This window comes from Mycobacterium sp. (genome assembly GCF_039583805.1).
Lineage (GTDB): Bacteria > Actinomycetota > Actinomycetes > Mycobacteriales > Mycobacteriaceae > Mycobacterium.
In genome coordinates, this window is sequence record NZ_JAVKSH010000031.1 from 2,104 (window position 1) to 23,104 (window position 21,001).

19 protein-coding genes are annotated in these 21,001 nt (G+C 69.9%); 9 read left to right on the forward strand and 10 right to left on the reverse strand.

The genetic code is table 11. The features are described from left to right. A partial coding sequence (locus tag ABDW21_RS06050) for a PPE family protein (RefSeq protein WP_343710191.1) occupies positions 1-1,050 on the forward strand: 1,050 nt, incomplete at its 5' end. A gap of 45 nt (positions 1,051-1,095) precedes the next feature. Then, a complete protein-coding gene (locus ABDW21_RS06055) occupies positions 1,096-2,322 on the forward strand; it encodes a PPE family protein (RefSeq protein WP_343600780.1) in 1,227 nt (408 codons plus the stop codon). 136 nt (positions 2,323-2,458) lie between these two features. On the opposite strand, the gene ABDW21_RS06060 is transcribed toward ABDW21_RS06055, so the two are convergent. Both ABDW21_RS06060 and ABDW21_RS06065 read right to left on the reverse strand, forming a co-directional pair. Next, a complete protein-coding gene (locus ABDW21_RS06060) occupies positions 2,459-2,848 on the reverse strand; it encodes a DUF732 domain-containing protein (protein WP_343600781.1) in 390 nt (129 codons plus the stop codon). Between the two features lie 316 nt (positions 2,849-3,164). Continuing rightward, positions 3,165-4,187, reverse strand: coding sequence for a nitronate monooxygenase (locus ABDW21_RS06065; RefSeq protein WP_343600782.1), 1,023 nt, complete (start codon positions 4,185-4,187; stop codon positions 3,165-3,167). A gap of 337 nt (positions 4,188-4,524) precedes the next feature. Between ABDW21_RS06065 and ABDW21_RS06070 the strand changes: the two genes are divergently transcribed. Continuing rightward, entirely contained in the window at positions 4,525-5,217 is a 693-nt protein-coding gene (locus ABDW21_RS06070) for a sensor domain-containing protein (RefSeq protein ID WP_343600783.1), read from the forward strand. Positions 5,218-5,313: 96 nt separating this feature from the next. Here the strand turns inward: ABDW21_RS06070 and ABDW21_RS06075 are convergent, their stop codons facing one another. Both ABDW21_RS06075 and ABDW21_RS06080 read right to left on the reverse strand, forming a co-directional pair. Beyond that, on the reverse strand, positions 5,314-5,835 hold the full coding sequence (locus tag ABDW21_RS06075) for a hypothetical protein (RefSeq protein WP_343600784.1): 522 nt from the start codon (positions 5,833-5,835) through the stop codon (positions 5,314-5,316). A gap of 40 nt (positions 5,836-5,875) precedes the next feature. Further along, positions 5,876-7,159, reverse strand: coding sequence for a cytochrome P450 (locus tag ABDW21_RS06080; protein ID WP_343600785.1), 1,284 nt, complete (start codon positions 7,157-7,159; stop codon positions 5,876-5,878). A gap of 134 nt (positions 7,160-7,293) precedes the next feature. Between ABDW21_RS06080 and ABDW21_RS06085 the strand changes: the two genes are divergently transcribed. Both ABDW21_RS06085 and ABDW21_RS06090 read left to right on the forward strand, forming a co-directional pair. Continuing rightward, positions 7,294-8,391 carry a dihydrodipicolinate reductase gene (locus ABDW21_RS06085; protein WP_343600786.1) on the forward strand — a complete coding sequence of 366 codons (1,098 nt, stop codon included), beginning with the start codon at positions 7,294-7,296 and terminating at the stop codon, positions 8,389-8,391. A 29-nt stretch (positions 8,392-8,420) separates the two neighbouring features. Further along, positions 8,421-10,298 carry an Hsp70 family protein gene (locus ABDW21_RS06090; RefSeq protein WP_343600787.1) on the forward strand — a complete coding sequence of 626 codons (1,878 nt, stop codon included), beginning with the start codon at positions 8,421-8,423 and terminating at the stop codon, positions 10,296-10,298. A gap of 44 nt (positions 10,299-10,342) precedes the next feature. On the opposite strand, the gene ABDW21_RS06095 is transcribed toward ABDW21_RS06090, so the two are convergent. Both ABDW21_RS06095 and ABDW21_RS06100 read right to left on the reverse strand, forming a co-directional pair. Then, positions 10,343-10,960 (reverse strand): MBL fold metallo-hydrolase, encoded by a 618-nt coding sequence (locus ABDW21_RS06095; protein WP_343600788.1) that lies wholly within the window; start codon positions 10,958-10,960, stop codon positions 10,343-10,345. Then, positions 10,957-12,042 (reverse strand): S-(hydroxymethyl)mycothiol dehydrogenase, encoded by a 1,086-nt coding sequence (locus ABDW21_RS06100; RefSeq protein ID WP_343600789.1) that lies wholly within the window; start codon positions 12,040-12,042, stop codon positions 10,957-10,959. The genes ABDW21_RS06095 and ABDW21_RS06100 overlap by 4 nt, the downstream gene beginning before the upstream one ends. Positions 12,043-12,088: 46 nt before the next feature. Between ABDW21_RS06100 and ABDW21_RS06105 the strand changes: the two genes are divergently transcribed. After that, positions 12,089-12,913, forward strand: a complete 825-nt coding sequence (locus ABDW21_RS06105; protein WP_343600790.1) for a serine hydrolase domain-containing protein — start codon at positions 12,089-12,091, stop codon at positions 12,911-12,913. Between the two features lie 143 nt (positions 12,914-13,056). Then, on the forward strand, positions 13,057-13,578 hold the full coding sequence (locus tag ABDW21_RS06110) for a DUF3145 domain-containing protein (protein WP_343600791.1): 522 nt from the start codon (positions 13,057-13,059) through the stop codon (positions 13,576-13,578). On the opposite strand, the gene ABDW21_RS06115 is transcribed toward ABDW21_RS06110, so the two are convergent. Together ABDW21_RS06115 and ABDW21_RS06120 are read right to left on the reverse strand one after the other, a co-directional pair. Further along, the gene (locus tag ABDW21_RS06115; protein WP_343600792.1) at positions 13,559-14,506 is read right to left on the reverse strand and encodes a diacylglycerol kinase; all 948 of its coding nucleotides are present in this window, start codon (positions 14,504-14,506) and stop codon (positions 13,559-13,561) included. The genes ABDW21_RS06110 and ABDW21_RS06115 overlap by 20 nt on opposite strands. 12 nt (positions 14,507-14,518) lie before the next feature. After that, positions 14,519-16,108 carry an FAD-binding oxidoreductase gene (locus ABDW21_RS06120; protein WP_343600804.1) on the reverse strand — a complete coding sequence of 530 codons (1,590 nt, stop codon included), beginning with the start codon at positions 16,106-16,108 and terminating at the stop codon, positions 14,519-14,521. Between the two features lie 47 nt (positions 16,109-16,155). On the opposite strand from ABDW21_RS06120, the gene ABDW21_RS06125 reads away from it, so the two are divergent. Continuing rightward, positions 16,156-16,719, forward strand: a complete 564-nt coding sequence (locus tag ABDW21_RS06125; protein WP_343600793.1) for a helix-turn-helix domain-containing protein — start codon at positions 16,156-16,158, stop codon at positions 16,717-16,719. Continuing rightward, complete coding sequence (locus ABDW21_RS06130; protein ID WP_343710192.1) at positions 16,707-18,266, forward strand: glycerol-3-phosphate dehydrogenase/oxidase; 1,560 nt, start codon at positions 16,707-16,709, stop codon at positions 18,264-18,266. The genes ABDW21_RS06125 and ABDW21_RS06130 overlap by 13 nt, the downstream gene beginning before the upstream one ends. A gap of 15 nt (positions 18,267-18,281) precedes the next feature. Here the strand turns inward: ABDW21_RS06130 and ABDW21_RS06135 are convergent, their stop codons facing one another. Both ABDW21_RS06135 and kasB read right to left on the reverse strand, forming a co-directional pair. Beyond that, positions 18,282-19,712: an acyl-CoA carboxylase subunit beta gene (locus tag ABDW21_RS06135; RefSeq protein ID WP_343600794.1), complete on the reverse strand. Its 1,431-nt coding sequence runs from the start codon at positions 19,710-19,712 to the stop codon at positions 18,282-18,284. 23 nt (positions 19,713-19,735) lie between these two features. After that, on the reverse strand, positions 19,736-20,995 hold the full coding sequence (gene kasB, locus ABDW21_RS06140) for a 3-oxoacyl-ACP synthase KasB (RefSeq protein ID WP_343600795.1): 1,260 nt from the start codon (positions 20,993-20,995) through the stop codon (positions 19,736-19,738). Positions 20,996-21,001 lie beyond the last annotated feature (6 nt).

Genomic DNA, 21,001 nt, shown 5'->3' on the forward strand with positions numbered 1-21,001 from the left:
CCCTCCGTGGTCGAAGCCAACCGGGCGTTGCTGACGGCGCTGGTGGCGACCAATTTCTTCGGGCAGAACACGCCGGCCATCGCGGCCACCGAGGCCCTGTACGCGGAGATGTGGGCGCAAGACGCGACCGCCATGTACGGCTATGCCGGGTCCGCGTTGCCCGCCGCAGCCGCATTGACACCGTTCAACACGCCGCCGCAGACCACCAACCCCAGCGGGCAATCCGCGCAGCACGCCGCGGCAGCTCAGACGGTCGGCACCACAACCGCCGGGAAGACGCAAACGCTGGCGCAGGCGATGTCGACTGTGCCCAGCCACGCGCAGAGTGTTTCGACGGGATCAAGCTCGGCGCACGCCACGACATCGTCGGGATCAAGCTCAGCGCACGCCACGACCTCGTCGGGATCAAGCTCGGCGCATTCCGCAGGGTCGTCGGGAACCTCTGCGTCGGGGACGTCGGCGTCAACGTCGGGGGCGTCAACGTCGGGGGCGTCAACGTCAACGTCGGGGGCGTCAACGACGTCGACATCGTCGCAGTACTACTACATCAAGAATTTCCAGGACTTCCGGCACGTGTACGACCCCTACAACGAGGCGATTAACAAGAATTTCTACAATTACGGCGTCACATTCGGGGACCAAGCAGATTTCAACGCCACGAATCCCAAAGTCATCCAACATCTGCAGCTGCCGAGATTGCCACCGCTCCTCTACAGCCCCGAAACGGCGAATCTGGCAGGAGGAAGCGGCACGGTGCTGGCCAGTACGGGCAAAGCGGCGTCGGTGGGGACATTGTCGGTTCCCCCCAGCTGGTCGCCGGCGTCACCGGCCGCCGGCCAGACCCTCGTCGCGGCAACCGATGTCACCCAGACGCCGCCACCGGAAACCACTCACCGTGGTGTCCTGGTCAATTCGGCCAAGCCCGCGATGGACCAGCTGCCGCCGTCCCTGGGACCGATGGGGGGGCCGGGACCGCAGCACACCGGCAACGCCGTATTCCGCATGCGGGATCGCCGCTTCCGGATGCCCCGGCCGGCAGTCGGCGGATAGGACCAGTTGAGACCGCACGGCTGCCGGTGCGGTCGATGAAAGGGGATGCGGATGCTGGACTTCGGGATGTTGCCGCCGGAGATCACCTCGACCAAAATGTATTCCGGTCCGGGCTCGGAGCCATTGATAGTTGCCGCAGGCGCCTGGGACCTGCTCGCCGCGCAGTTGGATTCGTTCGCGCGCGGCTACGCTTCGGAAATCGCGACCTTGGAGGGTGAGGCGTGGACGGGTCCCGCCGCGACGACGATGGCAGCGGCGGCCGCACGGTATGCGCAGTGGGCGACGACAACGGGAGTGCAAGCCGAACAGGCGGCCAGCCAAGCCCGGGTGGCCGCAGCCGCCTTCGAGACCGCATATGCGGCAGTGGTGCCGCCGGCGATGGTGGCGGCGAACCGCACCCGGCTGTTGCATCTCATCGCGACCAACATTCTGGGTCAGAACGCAAACCAGATCGCGGCCACCGAGGCCGACTACGCCGAGATGTGGGCTCAAGACACCCACGCGATGTACAGCTATGCCGCATCGGCGGCGTCGGCGACGCAGCTGTCGCCGTTCACCGAGCCGCCGCAGACCACCAACCCCGCCGGAGCGTCGGCTGCGGCCAGCTCGGTCGCCGGGTCGGCTGCTTCGCAACTACAGACCCTGTCGAAGGTGCTTTCGGCTGTGCCACAACAGCTCTCGTCGGCGGCTGCCGCGGGCTCGGGCACAGCCACGCCACCCGGCATACCGGTACCGCAATCCTTCATCACGTTCATGGACGACATCAATTACGTCAACCAACCCCTTGACACCTATTTTTTCATCCAGTTGCGTAATATCGGAGCGGTATCCAGTGCCATCCTCAATACCACCGGCTACTTGACCGATGGCTCAGCTCTTGCGCCGACCGGACTGGCCGGGGCGACATCGCCGTTAGCCGCCGGGCTGGCCGGGGCGGTCGAGTCGGGTGCGGCGTCAGGGGTCAACAATGCGGTGCTGGCCAGTGTCGGCACGGCGGCTCCGATGGGACGGTTATCGGTGCCCCCGACGTGGACGAATGCGACACCCGCCGCAGCGGCGACCGAGCAGTGGCTGTCGTCGGGCACCAACCAATCGTGGGGTGCAGCTCCGGCAGCGCACTACGCCGGCACCGGGCCGGCAGCCGGGATGGGACCGATGGTGGGGGCGGCCGGCGCCGCCGCGGCACGCAAGGTAACCCGTCCCAGTATCAGCGCCATCTTGCAGGTCACGCCTCCGCGCTACAAAATGCCCCGCCCGTCCTCGGGCGGATAGCTGCGGCCCGTCTGCGGCAGCGCCTCCGGAGAGGCGGGCAGCGCACTGCCGGACACGCCAAAGCCCCGCCCGGCCAACGCACGAGCCGGACCAGGCCCGCGGTAGCCCGAGTGGGGCCGGGAGGACGTTGCCCGATCTAGGCCGAGGGATCGGGGCAGTACAACGCCCGCGCGACCGCCACGAAGTGGGCGGCCTTCAGGACAGTCAAGCCAGGGTAGGTGTTCCGCACCGCGTCCACGGTGTCGCGGACGGTCTGGCCGCCGGCGAGCTGCCCGCAGGCGGCTTTGGCGGTGGTGACCGCCTCAGCGCCGGCTGGTTGGTCGATGCCGAGATGATCAAGCGACTGGAAGAACGTTTCGTCCGTCGCCCGGGCGACATAGATGTTCGGGTCGGTAGGCTCGGCGTAGGCCGGCGCAGCCAGTCCCACCGCGGTTGCCGCGCCGGCGGCGGTCAGGATCAGCTTCGCAACGCGCGTCGCCGTCTTGGTGTTCGCGACCCTGCTTGGCGTCGCGCGCGCCGTAGTCATCCGAGGCGCTTCCTCGTTCGCCATCTCTTGTCTCCTTGTCCGCACAAGTGCCGCCGCGACCGGGCCGACGTCGGTGTCTGTGAGCCGCTGCAGCTTGCCGTTCCAGTGGTCTACGGTGACGTTAAATGCTGCCGGCGGACTGGCACAGGCTCGACCGACAGGGTTCGTCGCGGCTTCTACAACTGTTTATCTTCGGAAATCTGTTGTTCGCCCATTGTTTGCCTTTTCGCAATGTGATCGAGTGCCGTCCGGCGCACGCGGTCACGGTGGCGTCGAGCAAACGCGCGGCGAAGCTCTCCCCGGACAGCTGCTCGCGCTACACCGCGCCCAGTGCGGCGACGATGTCCGCCGCCGGACCCGGGCGAGCGGCAGCGAAAGCCGTCCCCGCCCAGAGGTTCGTCCCGTGCGGGTCATCGGCGGCGACCGCGGCTTGTCGGATCGGCGACGTCATGTGGTGGATCTCGGGGTATCCCAGCGGCGCGACGTCGTCGAGTAGGCGGGTGAAGTCGTTTTCCAGGCCGCGCGCATAGCGGCCCGAGAAGGCAGGGGTCACACGCGTGCAACCGAATTGCGGGTTCTGCAGGGCGGTCCGGTGCGCGGCATTGGTGCCGGCTTCGTCGGCCAGCAGGAGCGCGGTCCCGACCTGGGCGGCGACCGCCCCCCGGCGCAACACTCCGGCGACGTCGTGGGCGGTACCCAGGCCGCCCGCGGCGATCAGCGGAACATCGTGGGCGGCGTGAATGCGGTCCAGCAGTTCGCCGAGCGGCTCGGTCCCCGGCATCATGTCGGGCGCGAACGTGCCGCGGTGCCCGCCCGCGTCCGGGCCCTGGACCACCAGGCCGTCCGCGCCGGCCGCGACGGCCACCGCGGCCTCGTAGGCCGAGGTGACCGTGACGAACAGCAGCATCCCCAACGCGCCGAACCGCCCCAAAACGTCCGGTGAGGGGACACCGAACGCGAACGACACCACCTCGGGCCGCACATCGGCGATCACCTCGAGCTTGGCTTCCCAGTCGTCGTCGTCGCCGTAGCACGGCTGACCGACCTCGACGTCGTAGTGCTCGGCGAACTGATCGAGTTGCTGTGCGTAGTAATCCAATTGCGCGTAGTCGGCGGCGCTGGGCTGGGGCACAAAGAGGTTGACCCCGAGCGGACCGGTGGTCGCAGCGCGTGCTGCGGCAATGTCCTCGGCGAAGTGCCCCGGGCTGACGTACCCGCCGGCGACAAAACCCATGCCGCCCGCGTTGGTCACCGCAGCCGCCAGCGCCGGAGTCCCGGGACCGCCGGCCATCGGAGCACCCACGATGGGTACCGCAAGATCCCAGAAGCCCAAGACCATGGCGCTACTGTACTGGCGTCCGAAGTTGCTGGGGCAGCGATCGATTAGGGTGCAGGTGGCCGAGAAACGGCCGGCGCGAAGGACTTCGCCGGCGGTTGAGCCACGGCGTCGACGGCGTCACGGTGACGTGGTCGACGCTCCCAGCGGCTCCCCGACGCGACGAGCACCAGCGCAGGATGGCGCCGGAGCCGCGACTCCCCCGATGCCGGACCGCGACGGCCGGTGCAGCGTCGTTGACCGCCGCTGTTGGTACTATCTGCTTCGGGTTGCGGCAACGTCATCGCAGGTGAGTGCTGACCGGCAACGCCGCGAGGCACGGCGGAAACGGGGTGAAAAGATGCGCCAGCTGGTAGGCGCGTTCGCTGTTGCCGCCGCGTGCACCCTGGTCGCCGGCTGCGGCGCAGGCAGCAAGCAGGCCGCCAAGACGTCCACCACGACGACCACCACCACGACGAAGGTCGCACCGCCCGTCGCGGACCGGGCACTGAAGGGCTACCTGCTGACACCCGAGCAGATCAACCCCATCATGGGCGCGGCCGACATGGCGATCACCCGGCGACATGACGCGATGTCGGACGACAGCGCCACGATGCAGCCCAAGGAATGCCTGGCCGTCGACGGGGCGGCGCAGGCGCAGGTCTACGCCGGCAGCGGCTACATCGCGGTGCGTGACCAAACGCTGCAGGAGGGCGACAACTTCGCGCATTTCGTCGAGCAGGCCGTGGTGTTGTTTCCCTCCGCGAAACAAGCCGCCGCCTTCTTCGACGCGTCGGCGAAGAAGTGGCCGGCCTGCGAGCGCTACACCCACACCCAGAGTGGATCGGAGTGGACCACCGAGCCGGTGTCCAACGCCGACGGCGTGCTGAGCACGATCGCAACCCAGGAAAACGCCAAACCCCCCAGCTGGGCCTGCGGACGGGCGCTGGCGGCACGCAACAACGTCATTGTGGACGTCAACACCTGCAGCGCCGACCCGGGTGACTCCGCAGTCACCATCGCCAAGCAGATCGCCGCGAAGATTCCCGCGTAGCCGGGGCGACGCCGCCCTGGCGGCGACCGTGGGCAATGTAATTGCATTGCGCAACATGACTTTTGCAAAAACCACAGCCGACGCTGTACGGCTGTCTCAGCGCAGCGCCGACCCGGTGAGAGGTTGACCGTTGGTGGCGTGTAGCAGGCAGATAACGGTACTGGGCGCCGGATTGTCCGCCGTCCGGTCCTGATTGGAGTCGATGAGGTAGGTCAGCGCGTACGGGCTGCCGTCGACGGGCCGTCCGGTGTAACGCGAAAACCCCTCGGCGCATTGTTGATTGGCGATGCCGGCGACGGCCGCGTTGACGGCCAGCGGCGCGCGCAGATACACCTCCGCCTGATGCGCCGCCGCGCAGTCGACGACTGTCACGCTGACCACGCTGGGATCCGTCGACGGAAGCTCGGATAGACAATCGCCGGCCTGCAGGTCGATCCACTTCTCCGGCCGGGGCCGCGACGTCGCGGGCGCAGCGGGAACGGCCGGGAGACTACTGCCGGCCGGCGCTGCGGGTGTCGCACGCGCTGGCGGCCCGCTCGAATCGGCGGCCTTCCCGCACGCCGCCAGCACCATCGCTGCACTCAGGGCGCACACCAGGCGGCGGCAGTGGCCGCGCATCGCGACCTCCTCGATCCGTGTTTGCCGCGGCGGCCGTCGCTCAGCTCGGTGGAGTCCACGATATCGGCAGCTTTTTGATGCCGTGAATGAACGCCGACAACAACGCGGCCGGCTCTTCGGTTGCGACGACGTCGGGGATCTCGCGGTGCAGCTCGTCGAACATCACGCTGATCTCCCGACGGGCGAGGTTGGCGCCCAGGCAGAAATGCGCGCCGCCGCCGCCGAAGCCGACGTGCGGGTTGGGATTGCGGGTCACGTCGAACATCCACGGCTCGGCGAACTTGGACTCGTCGCGGTTGGCCGAGCAGTACCACAGCGTGGCCTTGTCACCGGCCGCCAGCTTTGTCCCGCGCAGTTCGAAGTCCCGGGTGAGTGTGCGTCGCATGTAGACCACCGGCGACGCCCACCGGACGATCTCCTCGACGGCCGACGGCGACACCCCGCCGAAGTCGGACCACCACGTCGCGCGCTGCTCGGGGTAGCGGGTGAGTGCCAGGATGCCGTGGCTGATCGCGTTGCGGGTGGTCTCGTTGCCGGCGACCACCAGCAAAATAAAGAACGACGCGATCTCCGCGGACGTCAGCCGCTCGCCGTCGACCTCGGCCGCCACCAGACTCGACGTCAAGTCGTCGCCCGGATTGGCCCGGCGGTCCTCGGCCAGCGCGGTGGCGTAGGCGCCGATCTCCATCGACACCGTGACGAACTCCGCGAAATCGGTTGCCAGGTCAGGATCACCGAAGCCGAGGATGACGTTCGTCCAGTGGAAGACGCGGTCGTGGTCGTCCTCGGGAATGCCCATCATGTCGCAGATGACCTGCAGCGGCAGCGGGCCGGCCAGCTCGCTGACCGCCTCACCGGCGCCGTCGGGATGGTTGGCGATCAGCGCCGCGACCAGCCGGTGCGCCCGCTCGCGCACCGCGGCCTCGACGCGGGCCACCACCTTCGGGGTGAACGCCCGGCTGACGATCGACCGCAGCCGTTGGTGCCGCGGGTCGTCGAGCGCGATCATCGATCCGAAGAACTCGGCGACCTCCGGTTGCTGGTCGTAGATGGTGATGTTCGGATACGAGCTGAAGATCTCCGGGTGACGGCTGGCATAGAACACGTCGTCGAGCTTGGTCAGCGCCCAGTGCCCGGCCCCTGCCTCGAAGCCGGGCATGGCCGGTTCGGCCCAGAACGAGATCGGCGCCTCGCGTCGCAGCGTGGCGAACGCGGCGTCTCGGAAATCGTCGTCGCGTCCCCAGAACTCCAACGTGCCCAGGTCGATGTCGGCAAGAGGAACGTCGGGCGGGGCTGTGCCATTGTCGCGTGTCGCGATACCCATCGAGACTTCCTTGTCGTCGGGGTCGTCGGGCAGCTTACCGCTCCGAGCCTAAACCGCAGCCGTTGCTGCGTCGACGGTGCGCCCGTCGCCACCGCCCGATTAGGGTGATGCGGTACAGCGACGGAAGGCGGCACATGTCCAAATGTAGGCCCAAACGTAGGCCCAAACGGGTCGTGGTCTGGGGCACAGGTTTTGTCGGCAAGATGGTGATCGCCGAGATCGTCCGGCACCCGTTCTTCGAGCTGGTGGGCGTCGGCGTCAGCAACCCCCAGAAAGTCGGTCGCGACGTCGGAGAGATCTGCGGGCTGCCCGAGCCGGTCGGCGTCACCGCCACCGACGACGTCGACTCGCTGATCGCCCTGCAGCCCGATGCGCTGGTGCACTACGGCCCCACCGCGGCGCACGCCGACGACAACCTCGCGCTGATGACACGATTCTTGCGGGCGGGCATCGACGTGTGCTCGACCGCGATGACGCCGTGGGTCTGGCCGGACATGCACCTGAACCCGCCGACCTGGATCGCGCCCATCACCGAGGCGTGCGAGGCGGGAGGGTCGTCGTGCTTCACCACCGGCATCGACCCGGGTTTCGCCAACGACCTCTTCCCGATGACGCTGATGGGCATCTGCGCCGAGGTGCGCCGGGTGCGGGCTTCCGAGCTGCTGGACTACACCAACTACACCGGCGACTACGAACAGGAGATGGGCATCGGCCGAGAACCCGAATATCGCCCGTTGCTGGAGAACCGCGACGTGCTGATCTTCGCCTGGGGCGCAACCGTTCCGATGATCGCGCACGCCGCGGGCATCACGCTGGACGAGATCACCACGACCTGGGACAAGTGGGTCACGCCCACCGAGCGCGAGACCGCCAAGGGTGTCATCGCGCCCGGACACGTTGCCGCCGTGCGGTTCACCATCAACGGGATCTATCGCGGCGAGACCCGTATCCAGCTCGAGCACGTCAACCGCATCGGCCACGACGCCGCCCCGGACTGGCCGTCGGGAAACCAGGACGACGTCTACCGGGTCGACATCGAGGGCACGCCGAGCGTCTTCCAGGAGACCGCGTTTCGGTTCACCGACGGCTCGGGGCGAGACGCGGCCACCGCCGGATGCCTGGCCACCGGGATGCGGGCGCTCAACGCCGTCCCGGCGGTCAACGACCTTCCGCCTGGCTGGGTCACCCCGCTGGACCTGCCGCTCATCGCCGGAGTGGGCACCATCCGCTGACCGGCGGGAACCGAGGGGATGTGGGCGAGATGACGAACGTGAGCGGGTCGGCGCTGGGCCTGTCCGCGCTGGGCCTGTCCGCGATGGGCCTCTCCGCGATGGGCCTGTCGGTGGGCGCCACCACCCTGGCGGCGGTGACCGCCGATCGCGCGATCACCCGCGCGCCGGTGTTGACCCTGTATCGGCAGCGTCCCACGCACGTCGGTGTGCCGTCGGAGAACCCCGGGCTCACCGAGCCCGGGCTGGTGATCACCGACTTCGTCGGCCGGGTCGGCGACCCGCTCGGCGTCGTCGCGGCCGACGGCTCGACACACCGCGGCGAGACGCTGGTCGCCGACGCGCTGCGGGCGCTGGCCTACGCCGCCACCGACGGCCGGGCGCTGCCGGACGCGACGGCGATCACCCATCCCGCGCATTGGGATCCGGCGGCGGTGGCGGCGTTGGGGGCCGCCGTCGGCCGGGTGCCCGAATGGTCCGGCGGCCGGTTCACGCTGCTGGCCGACGCCGCGGCCGCGGTGGCCGCTCTGCGGGCCGATCCGGGTTTGCCGGCCCACGGCCTGGTCGCGGTATGCGATTTCGGAGGCAGCGGAACCAGCCTCACCCTGGTCGACGCCGCCCACGACTACCAGCCCGTCGCCCGCACGGTCCGGCATGCCGATTTGTCCGGCGACGCAATCGACCAGGCTCTGCTGGATCATGTGCTGGCCGGGGTGTTCTCGGCCGGCGGCGTCGACACCTCCGCCACGTCGGCGGTCGGTGCGCTGGAGCAGCTGCGCGCAGCGATCCGGCACGCCAAAGAGGAGCTCTCGTCCGCCGACGCGACCACCCTGACCGTCGACATGCCCGGGAATCGTCGCGACATCCGGCTCACCCGGGCCGAGCTCGACGCCGTGATCCGCCAGCCGTTGGCCAGCTTCCTTGCGGTTCTACGAGAGACGTTGCAGCACAATAATGTTCGTGACAGCGACCTGACTGCGGTTGCGGCACTGGGCGGCGGAGCCAGTGTCCCGACGGTCACCGGTAACCTCTCGGAACAGCTGCGGGTGCCGGTGGTCACGCAGTCGCGGCCCCATCTGACTGCCGCCGCTGGCGCGGCGCTGCGAGCCGCGCGCGGGCCGGGTGGCGTCGAGACGACGCGGGTCCCGGCGGCGCCGGCCCCGACGACGCAGGCCCCTACGACGCCGGCCCCGACGGCGCTCGGATCGGCTGTCGACGCGACGACCATCTCCGATGTCGCTCCGGAGCCTGCTCCCGCGCTGGCGTGGTCGGAAGCGGGTGACGAGTCCGGGCTCGTGCCGTTCAGTGGCGGCGAGTACCCCGACGCAGCGGAGGTGGCAGAGCCCGAGTTCGACGGCCAGGGCCCTGATGCTGTGGCCGCCCCGGCACCGCCCGCCTGGTATCAGCGGCCCGCGGTGGTCGCCGTCGGCACGGCTTTGGCGCTATTGGCGATCGGTGCCGCCGTCATGATCGCGCTGCGGCACCACGGGGGTGGCGCTCCCGCCACACCGGCCCCCACCAGCACGTCGGCGCCGGTGAGCTCCGTCCCGTCGGGCAGCACGTCGGTGCCGTCGTCGACGGCGGAGTCGTCGAGCGCCGAATCGACGTCGAGCAGCACGCAACCGACCACGACGACGACGACCCAGCCCACGACGACGACGACCCAGCCCACGACGACGACCACGCAGCCCACGACGACCACGCAGCCCACGACGACCACGCAGCCCACGACGACGACGCAAGCCCCGACGACGACGCAAGCCCCGACGACGACCCAGGCCCCGACGACGACCCAGGCCCCGACGACGACACAAGCCCCAGCCCCGGCGACGACCCAGGCCCCGGCGGCGACCACGCAAGCCCCGGCCCCGGCGGCGACCACGCAGGCCCCGGCCCCGACGGTCACCTAGGCCCCGGCCACCGGCGCAACGGCGCCGGGCCGAAAAACGAGCCGTCAGTGGCCTCTGGCCACCCAGTCGTCGTACTGCACGATCTCGTTGCCGATCGTGGTCGAGCCACCGTGTCCGGTGTAGACCACGGTGTCGGCCGGCAGCGTGCCCAGCCGGTCTGCGATCGACGCCAGGATGGTGGGGAAGTCGGAGAACGAGCGCCCGGTCGCACCCGGCCCGCCCGCGAACAGTGTGTCCCCGCTGAACACCGCACCCAGGTCGGGCGCGTACCAGCACACCGAGCCGGGGGAGTGGCCCGGGGTGTGCAGCGCCCGCAGCTGGACACCGGCGACCCGCAGCGTGTCCCCGTCGGCCATCGCGCCAAACTCTTTGTCCGGGTGGGTCATTCGCCATAGAACGTCGTCACCGGGATGCAGCAGCACCGGCGCGTCGAGCGTTTCGCCCAACTCGGGAGCCACCGTCACGTGGTCGTTGTGGCCGTGTGTGCACACCACCGCCACCACGGTGCGGCCGCCGACCGCCGCCACGATCGGGGCCGCTGTGTGGGCGGCGTCGAACACCACAACCTCCGATCCGTCTCCGACGATCCAGACGTTGTTGTCGACTTCCCAACTGCCGCCGTCGAGTTCGAAGGTGCCGTGGGTGACGACCCGCTCGATCACAGCATCACCACCGAGCGCAGCACCTTACCCTCGTTCATGTTGTGGAACGCCGCCTCGACGTCGGAAAGGCCGATGCGTTCGGAGACGAACTTCTCCAGCGGCAGCCGGCCCTGCAGGTACAGCTCGATCAGGGTGGGGAAGTCGCGCTCGGGCAGGCAGTCGCCGTACCACGACGCCTTCAGCGCGCCGCCGTGCGAGAAGAAGTCCACCAGCGGCATGTCGATGCGCATCTGCGGAGTCGGAACACCCACCAGCACAACCGTTCCGGCGAGGCCGCGGGCGTAGAACGCCTGTGTCCAGGTTTCCGGGCGGCCGACCGCGTCGATCACCACGTCGGCGCCGAACCCGTCGGTCAGGTCCTGCACCGCTTTCACGACGTCGCAGTCGCGGGCGTTGACGGTGTGGGTGGCGCCGAAACCGCGGGCCCACTCCAGTTTGGTGGCGTCGGTGTCGACGGCGATGATGCGCCGCGCCCCGACCAGCGCGGCCCCGGCGATCGCCGCGTCACCCACGCCGCCGCAGCCGATCACCGCGACCGTGTCGTCGCGGGACACGCCGCCGGTGTTGATCGCCGCACCCAGGCCGGCCATCACCCCGCAGCCCAGCAGGCCGGCCACCGCCGGGTCGGCCGCCGGGTCGACTGTGGTGCACTGGCCGGCGTGCACGAGGGTCTTGTCGGCGAACGCGCCGATGCCCAGCGCCGCGGTCAGCTCGGTGCCGTCGGGCAGCGTCATCTTCTGGGTGGCGTTGAACGTGTCGAAGCACAGCTGCGGCCGGCCGCGCCGGCACGCGCGGCACTGCCCGCACACCGCCCGCCAGTTCAGGATCACGACGTCGCCGGGAGCCACCGCGGTCACCTCCGGGCCGACCGCCTCCACGGTGCCCGCCGCCTCGTGACCCAGCAGGAACGGGTAGTCGTCGGTGATGCCGCCGTCGCGGTAGGTCAGGTCGGTGTGGCACACCCCGCAGGCGGTCACGTCGACCACCACCTCACCGGGTCCCGGGTCGGGGATGACGATGTCGGTCAACTCGACGGGCGTGCCCTTCGCACGGGAGATCACGCCGCGCACTGTCTGGCTCATGGCGTCCAACGTAGTGGCCGGGCGGCGACGGTTAGGCTGCAGCCCGATGGCTGCACTGGACGCCCTGGACGACTGGCCGGTCGCATCGGCGGCGGCCGTCGTGGTCGGCCCCGACGGAACGCTGGCCGCCCGCGGCGACACCGACCGGGAGTTCACGCTGGCGTCGGTGACCAAGCCGCTGGTGGCCAGGGCCGTGCAGGTCGCGATCGAGGAGGGCGTCGTCGATCTCGACGCCGCCGCCGGACCGCCCGGCTCCACCGTGCGGCATCTGCTCGCGCACAGCTCCGGTCTGGCCATGCACTCCAACCACGTGCTGGCCAAGCCCGGCGTCCGGCGGATGTATTCCAATTACGGCTTCACCGTGCTGGCCGAGACGGTGCAGCGGGAGTCCGGTATCGAGTTCGGTCGTTACCTGGCCGAGGCGGTGCTGGATCCGCTGGGCATGACCTCGACCCGACTCGACGACGGAGCCTGGGCGGCCGGCTTCGGCGCCACCTCGACCGCCGCCGACCTGGCGGCGTTCGCCGTCGACCTGCTGCGCCCGGCCACGGTGTCGGCGCAGATGCACGCCGAGGCCATCGCGGTGCAGTTTCCCGGCCTCGCCGGGGTGTTGCCCGGCTACGGCGTCCAGCGGCCCAACGACTGGGGGCTGGGTTTCGAGATCAAAGACGCGAAGTCGCCGCACTGGACCGGCGCCGCGAACTCGCCGCGGACCTACGGCCATTTCGGCCAGTCGGGCACGTTCATCTGGGCCGACCCGGTGGCGCGGTTGGCGCTGGTCGTGCTCGGCGACCGGGATTTCGGGGAGTGGGCGCTGCCGCTCTGGCCTGCGTTGTCGGACTCGGTTATATCCGAGTTCGTCGCGGACTAGCGCAACAGGGGTCTCACAGGGCACAATAGACACGTACGGCACAATTTCATCTGGGTTCATCTGCATTCATCTGCAGTCATCTGCAATGCTCGCCGGTTCGCCAGCTCGTTGGGGAAGACGTCCTGGAGCCGAAGGAGTAGCAGATGCGTGCGTCGAACCAGTTCGCCGACGCGACGACGGGCGTGGTGTACGTCCACGCCTCGCCCGCGGCGGTATGTCCGCATGTCGAGTGGGCGTTGACCTCCACTTTGGGAACCCCTGCCGCCCCGGCGAACCTCACGTGGACCCCGCAGCCGGCGATGCCGGGGCAATTGCGTGCGGTGACCAACTGGGTCGGCCCGGTTGGCACCGGCGCCCGGCTGGCCAACGCGTTGCGCTCCTGGTCGGTGCTGCGGTTTGAAGTCACCGAAGATCCCAGCGCCGGGGTGGACGGTCAGCGGTTCAGCCACACCCCTGCGCTGGGACTGTGGAGCGGCACGATCAGCGCCAACGGCGACGTCATGATCGGCGAGATGCGGCTGCGCGCCATGATGGCCGACGGCGCCGACGCCCTGGCAGCCCAACTGGATTCGGCGCTGGGCACAGCGTGGGACGAGGCGCTCGAGGCGTATCGCGACGGCGGCGACGGCGCCGAGGTGTCGTGGCTCAGCCGGGGAGTGGGTTAGCGGGGCGCAGGACCTGCAACGCACCCGGGACCGCCGAGATCTCGGCGGGCAGCGCGCAGGCGAATTCCCCGTCGGCGTACGCGTTGATGCCCGGCGAGTCGACGTCGATCGACGACGCGCGCGCGGTGGTCACGTCGTCAAGGCCGACGTGAGTCCCCTTGTAGACGGTGGGGAACAAGCGGATCAACCGGCTTCGCGACGCCGAGTGCACCATGGTGATGTCGAGCAAGCCGTCGGCGTGATTCGCGTTGGGGCAGACCAGCATTCCGCCGCCATAGCTGCGGGTGTTGCCGAACGCGGCCAGGGTGAGGTCGGTGACGATCTCCTCGCGCCCGTCGAGCACGAGCCGGAACGGCAGCAGCCGCAGTTGGGAGAGCTCGGCCAGCATCGCGATGTTGTAGCGCATCCGCCCGTGCGGCCAGCGCATCCGGTTGGCCCGATCGGTCACCAGCGAGTCGAAACCGGTCGCCGCGACGGTGCCGAACCACTTGGCCACACCGCTGCGGTCACGGATCCGGCCCAGGTCGACGGTTTCGGTCCAGCCTTCGGCGACGACATCCGCCGCGGCCCGCGGATCCTTGGTGGGCACACCGAATTCGCGGGCATGGTCGTTGCCGGTGCCGGCCGGAATGATGCCCAGCGCGACGTCGTTGCCCGCCATCGTCTGCAGCGTCTCCGAGATCACCCCGTCACCGCCGACGACAACCACCGCGTCGGTGCCGCGCTCGAGTGCGGCACCGAGCAGCCGGCGCGCGTGTTCGGCGTCGCGGCCGACGATTTCGACGACGTCGATGCCGCGCTGCGCCAACCGGGCGATCGCCTTCTCCGCGGCGTGCGGTGCGTTTCCGTGCCCCGACGCCGGGTTGGTCAGCACGGTCACCCGGGCGATCTCCCGGCGGGTCACAAAGCCCCGCCCCTCACTCGGCATCGCCGCGACCCGTCACGGAATCAGCTTGCCCGGGTTGAGGATTCCCGCCGGATCCAGCGTCGACTTGACCGCCCGCAACACCTGCACGCCCAGCTCGCCGACCTCGGCTCCCATCCAGGGCCGGTGATCGGCGCCGACCGCGTGGTGATGCGTGATGGTCCCGCCGGCGGCCACGATCGCGTCCGACGCGGCCGCCTTGGCGGCCCGCCACTGCTCGATCGGATTGCCCCGCTGTCCGGCGACGACGGTGAAATACAGGGAAGCACCGGTGGCGTACACATGGGAAATGTGGCACAGCACCAGCGCCGGCGTGCCGGATTCGGTCAGCGCGCCGGTCAGCGCCTCGGTGACGGCGGCCTTCAACGCCGGGACGTTCGACCAGGTGGTGGCCGTTTCGAGCGTCTCGCACAGCGCCCCGGCGGCCAGCAGTGAGTCTCGCAGATAGGGCGCGCTGAAGCGGCCGTGTTCCCAGGCGCGCGCCGGCGCCTCGCCCAGCGACGTGCCGCCCCGGGCCGCCAGCAGCGCCCGGGTCTCGGCGTGCCTGCTCTCGACGTGTGCGGTGCTGCCCTCGAACACGGTGATCGCCAGGCAGCCGCCCGCGATCTGCGTCTGGCCGATGGCCTCGGTGGTGGCCAGGTTGACGCCGGTCTCGGCTTCGTCGGACAACCGGATGACGGTCGGCCCGGTACCGGTCTGGGCCACGGCGCGCACAGCGGCTGTGCCGGTGGCGAAGTCGGGAAACGACCAGGCCTCGTAGCGGGTGGCCGCGGGCACGGGGTGGACCCGGACCCGCACCCGGGTGATGACGCCGAAGACGCCCTCCGACCCGATCAGCAGTTGACGCAGGTCGGGGCCGGCGGCCGACGCCGGCGCGCGGCCCAGGTCGAGCACTCCCGCGGGTGTGATGGCGCGCAGCCCGACGACCATGTCGTCGAACCGGCCGTAGCCGGCCGAGCCCTGGCCGGAGGACCGGGTGGCGGCGAAGCCGCCGAGGCTGGCGAACTCGAAGCTCTGCGGGAAATGCCCGAGCGAGAATCCGTGCTCGCCGAGCAGCTGCTCGGCCCGCGGGCCCGTGACGCCGGCGCCGAACTCGGCCTCGCCGGATGTCTCGTCCAGGTCGATCAGTTGGTCGAGGCGGCGCAGATCCAGCGACACCACGGCGCGCAACCGGCCGCGAATCGGATCGAGGCCACCGACCACGCTGGTGCCCCCGCCGAACGGGACCACGGCGATGCCGTGCTGCGAGCAGTGCCGCAGGATCGCGGCGATGTCGTCCTCACCGTCGGGACCGCCGGGCAGCAGCACCGCGTCGGGTGCGTCTTGTACGCCGGAGTCGTTGCGCCGCAACAGGTCCAGCGTGGACTTTCCCCCTGCGTGCAGCAATCGGTCGGGGTCGTCGTCCCGGCAGTAGTCGGCTCCCACGATCTCGGCCAGCGCCGCGCGGTCGCTGTCGGTCAGCGCCGACGGGCGCAACCGCACCTGCGCCACGTCGAGTCCGGCCGCGTCGTCCCCGGTCACCCCGAGAGCCTGCGTCAGCAGTGCGCGGATGCCGTCGGAGAGCGGTCTGGCTGCCTGCGGGTCGCCCCAGGCGTTCCACTTCATCGGCGGCAGCAATGCGTCCGGTTGCGTCATGCGTTACAGTATTACATATGGTGTCAACCAGTAACTCGTCGGTGGAAGACCGCGTGCTGCAGGCCGCCGAGAGCTGCGTGCGTCACTTCGGCGTGGAGCGGGTCACCGTGGCCGAGATCGCGCGCCGGGCCGGTGTCAGCCGCCCGACCGTCTATCGCCGCTGGCCCGAAGCCCGCTCCATCCTCACGGCGCTGCTGACCAGCCGCATCACCGGCGCGCTGCGCGACGTGCCCGCGCTCGGGCACGACCGCAAGGCGGTGGTGGATCGGGTGGTGGCGGTGGCCCGGCGGCTCAGTGACGACGCGGTCGTGATGGCGCTGCTGCGCTCCGAGCTGGCGATGGTCTACATCACCGAACGGCTCGGCACCAGCCAGCAGATGCTGCTCGGCGCGCTGGCCGAGCAGCTGAAAACGGCCCAACGCGACGGCAGTGTGCGGCCGGGCGACCCCCGCCGGCTCGCGGCGATGGTGCTGCTGATCACCCAGTCGGCGATTCAGTCCAGCCGGCCCGTCGCGCCGGTCCTGGACGCCGAGACGCTGGCCGCCGAACTCACCCATGCGCTGAACGGATACCTGTCATGACGTCGACCGCACTCAACGCCGCCCGCCGCACCGCCGACCTGACCGCGCTGGCCGACGGCGCACCGATCGACGTCGTGGTGATCGGAGGCGGCATCACCGGCGCCGGCATCGCGCTGGACGCCGCGTCCCGCGGCCTGCGGGTGGTGTGCGTGGACAAGCATGACCTGGCGTTCGGCACCAGCCGGTGGAGCTCGAAGCTGGTGCACGGCGGCTTGCGGTACCTGGCCAACGGCAACGTCGGCATCGCGCGGCGCAGCGCCGTCGAACGCGGAATCCTGATGACCCGCAACGCTCCTCATCTGGTTCGGGCCATGCCGCAGCTGGTCCCGTTACTGCCGCCGATGGGCCGCGCCGAGCGGGCCCTGGTACGCACCGGGTTCCTGGCCGGCGACATCCTGCGCACGCTGGCCGGCACGCCCAGCTCGGTTTTGCCGCGTTCCCGGCGGATCTCGACGCAGCGAGTCATCGACATGGCGCCCACCGTCCGGCGCGACGGCCTCGACGGCGGCCTGCTCTCCTACGACGGGCAGTTGATCGACGACGCCCGGCTGGTCACCGCGGTGGCGCGCACCGCCGCGCAGCACGGCGCCCGGATCCTGACCTATGTGGCGGCCTCGGAAGCCACCGGCACGTCGGTCCGGTTGACCGACCAGCGCAGCGGCGACTCGTTGCACGTGTCGGCTCGCGCCGTCATCAACGCGACCGGGGTGTGGGCCTCCGACATCGACCCGTCGCTGAAGTTACGGCCAAGCCGCGGAACGCATCTCGTATTCGATGCCGATGCCTTCGGGAATCCGACTGCAGCGCTGACGATTCCAATACCCGGCGAGGTCAACCGCTTCGTGTTCGCCATGCCCGAACAGCTGGGCCGGGTCTATCTCGGTCTGACCGACGAAGACGCTCCCGGGCCGATCCCCGATGTGCCGCAACCGACGTCGCAGGAGATCGGCTTCCTGTTGGACACCGTGAACACCGCGTTGGGCGTCACGCTCGACACCACCGACGTCGTCGGCGCCTATGCCGGACTGCGGCCGTTGGTCGACACCGGCGCGGGGCGCACCGCCGACGTCTCACGCGACCATGCCGTCGTCGAGTCGGACTCCGGTGTGCTCAGCGTGATCGGCGGCAAGCTCACCGAATACCGCTACATGGCCCAAGATGTCCTCGACCGCGCGGTCAAGCTGCGGGGGCTTGCCGCCGCCGGCTGCCGGACCCGACACCTGCCCCTGGTCGGCGCGCCGGCCAATCCGGGGTCGACGGCGCCGCCGATGGCCGGCCTGCCGGCCTCACTGGTGGCGCGCTACGGGGCCGAGGCGGCCAACGTCGTCGCCGCCGCGGCCTGCGAGCGTCCCGCCGAGCCGGTCGCCGAGGGCATCGACGTGACCCGCGCCGAGTTCGAGTACGCCATCGCTCACGAGGGTGCGCTGGACGTCGGCGACATCCTCGATCGGCGGACGCGGATCGGTCTGGTGGCCACCGACCGCGAGAAGGTGGTGGCAGTTGCCGAGGAGTTCCTGGCCCGCTTCGGCGGGTACACCAGGCGCTAGCTCTGCTCGCGCGACCTACAGCGGGATGTTCTTGTGGCGGCCCCGGCGCGCCGGCGCCTCGGCCAAAGCCTGGGTGAGCTTGCTGCGGGTGTGCGCCGGGTCGATCTTCTCGTCGACCACCCCGATGTCGATGGCGCTGTCCACCCCGCCGGCGATCCGCTCGTGCTCGGCGGCCAGCTGGTCGTGTAACGCCTCCCGCTCGTGCTCCGGCGCGGCGGCCAGCTTCTTCTTGTGCAGGATCCCGACGGCGGCCTTGGCGCCCATCACCGCGACCTCGGCGTCCGGCCAGGCGAACACCTTGGTGGCGCCCAGCGAGCGTGAATTCATCGCAATGTAGGCCCCGCCGTAGATCTTTCGGGTGATCAGCGTGACCCGCGGAACGGTCGCCTCGCCGAACGCGTGCAGCAGCTTGGCGCCGCGGCGCACCACACCGCCCCACTCCTGTTCGACACCCGGCAGGTAGCCGGGCACGTCGACGATCACCACCAGCGGGATACCGAACGCATCGCACAGGCGCACGAAACGCGCTGCTTTCTCAGCACTTTCGGAGTTCAGGCAGCCTCCGAGCCGCAGCGGGTTGTTGGCCAGCACGCCAACCGTGCGCCCGGACAACCGGCCCAGGCCGATCACCATCGACGGCGCCCACCGGGCCTGGAACTCCTCGAAGCTGTCCACACCTTCTTCCGAGTCGAGCAGCGCGGTCACGATCGGGTGCACGTCGTAGGCGCGGCGCGACGAGCCCGGCAGCAGCGCATGCAGGTCGCTGTCGTGGGCCTCGGCCTTCGTGCGGTCGAAATGACCCTGCTGACAGAACAATCCGACCAGCCGGCGGCCCCGCTCGTAGGCGTCCGGCTCGTCGTCGGCGACGATGTGGCAGACTCCGGACTTCTTGTGGTGAGTGTCCGGGCCGCCGAGGGCCGCCATGTCGACGTCCTCGCCGGTGACACTGCGCACCACGTCGGGCCCGGTGACGAACACCCGGCTGTCCGGCGCCATCACGATGACGTCGGTCAGCGCCGGGCCGTAGGCCGCGCCGCCGGCCGCGAAACCGACCACCACCGAGATCTGCGGAACATACCCCGACGCCCGGATCATCGCCTCGAACACCAGCCCGACCGCGTGCAGCGCGCGCACGCCCTCGGCCAGCCGGGCGCCGCCGGAGTGCCAGATGCCCACGATCGGGCTCTGCTCGGCGATGGCGGTGTCGTAGGCGTCGACGATGTGCGTGCAGCCCTCGATGCCCATCGCGCCGCCCATCACGGTGCCGTCGGTGCAGAACGCGATGGTGCGCACCCCGTTGACGGTGCCCGCCGCGGCCAGCACGCCCGAACGGTCACGCTCGTGCAGCAGCTCGACGCTGTCGTCGTCGAAGAATGCCGAGAGGCGCAGCAACGGGTCGCGGGGGTCGAGCGACTCGCCGACCGCCTCGGGGGCCATGGTCGTCATCGCAGATCTCCTTAGTGTCGGCGTCAGTACCGGCCGAATGCCAGCGCGACGTTGTGCCCGCCGAAGCCGAACGAATTGTTGATCGCGTACCGGTAGTTGCCCGGGCGGGGCCGGCCGGCCACCACGTCGAGGTCGATCTCGGGGTCGAGGTTCACCAGGTTGAGCGTCGGCGGGACGACCTGTTCGCGCAATGCCAGCACGGTCAGGATCGACTCCACCGCACCGACCGCCCCGACCGAGTGGCCCAGAGCCGCCTTGGGCGCGTACACCGCCGCGTTCCCGCCGTGCGGCCCGAGCGCGTTGTTGATGGCCTTGCCCTCGGCCAGGTCGCCGATCGAGGTGCCGGTGGCGTGGGCGTTGACGTGGTCGATGTCGGCGGGGGTGAGACCGGCGAGCTGGATCGCCCGGGTCATCGCGTACCCGGCCCGCTCCCCGTGGGGCTCCGGGGCCACCATGTGGAAGCCGTCGGAGGTGATGCTGGCCCCCATCAACCGCGCGAGGATGGTGGCGCCGCGGGCTTTGGCGTGCTCCTCGGTCTCGATGACCATCAGCGCGCCGGCCTCGCCGAAGACGAACCCGTCGCGGTCCTTGTCGAACGGCCGACACGCACCGGCCGGGTTGTCGTTGTTCTTCGACAACACGATGCGCATGGCGGCGAAGGTGGCGATGGGCACTGCCTCGATCTTGGTCTCGACCCCGCCGCAGATCGCGATGTCGGCCTCGCCGAGCACGATCTGCTGCCAGGCCTGGGCGATGCCCTCCGAACCGGAGGCGCAGGCCGACACCGGCGTCATCACCCCGGCTTTGGCCTGGCGTTCCAGCCCGACCGCCGCGGCTGCGCCGTTGGGCATGTACATCTGCACGCCGAACGGATGGATCGCCTTGGTGCCACGTTTGCGCAGCACGTCATAGCCGAAGATCAACTCCTCGGTGGAGCCCATCCCGGTGCCGATGGAGACCAGCAATCGGGTGGTGTCGACCTCGGGGGAGCCGGCGTTCTCCCACACCCGCCGGCCCAGCACGGTGGACATCCTCTGCAGGTAGGACTTGCGGCGCAGCTCGATTCGCGTCAGCTGGCTGTCGAATTCCTCCACCAGGTGCCCGCCGATGCGCACCGTCAGGTCGAACTCTTCCACGAACGGGTCATCGAGCGTGCGGATGCCGCTCTGCCCGTCGAGCAGCGCCTTCCAGGTGTTCTCGGCATCGCTTGCCAGGGCCGTTGTCATGGCAACGCCGGTGACCACAACATTGGGGAATGCCTTCCCCGTTACCAGCTCCGTCATGAGGTG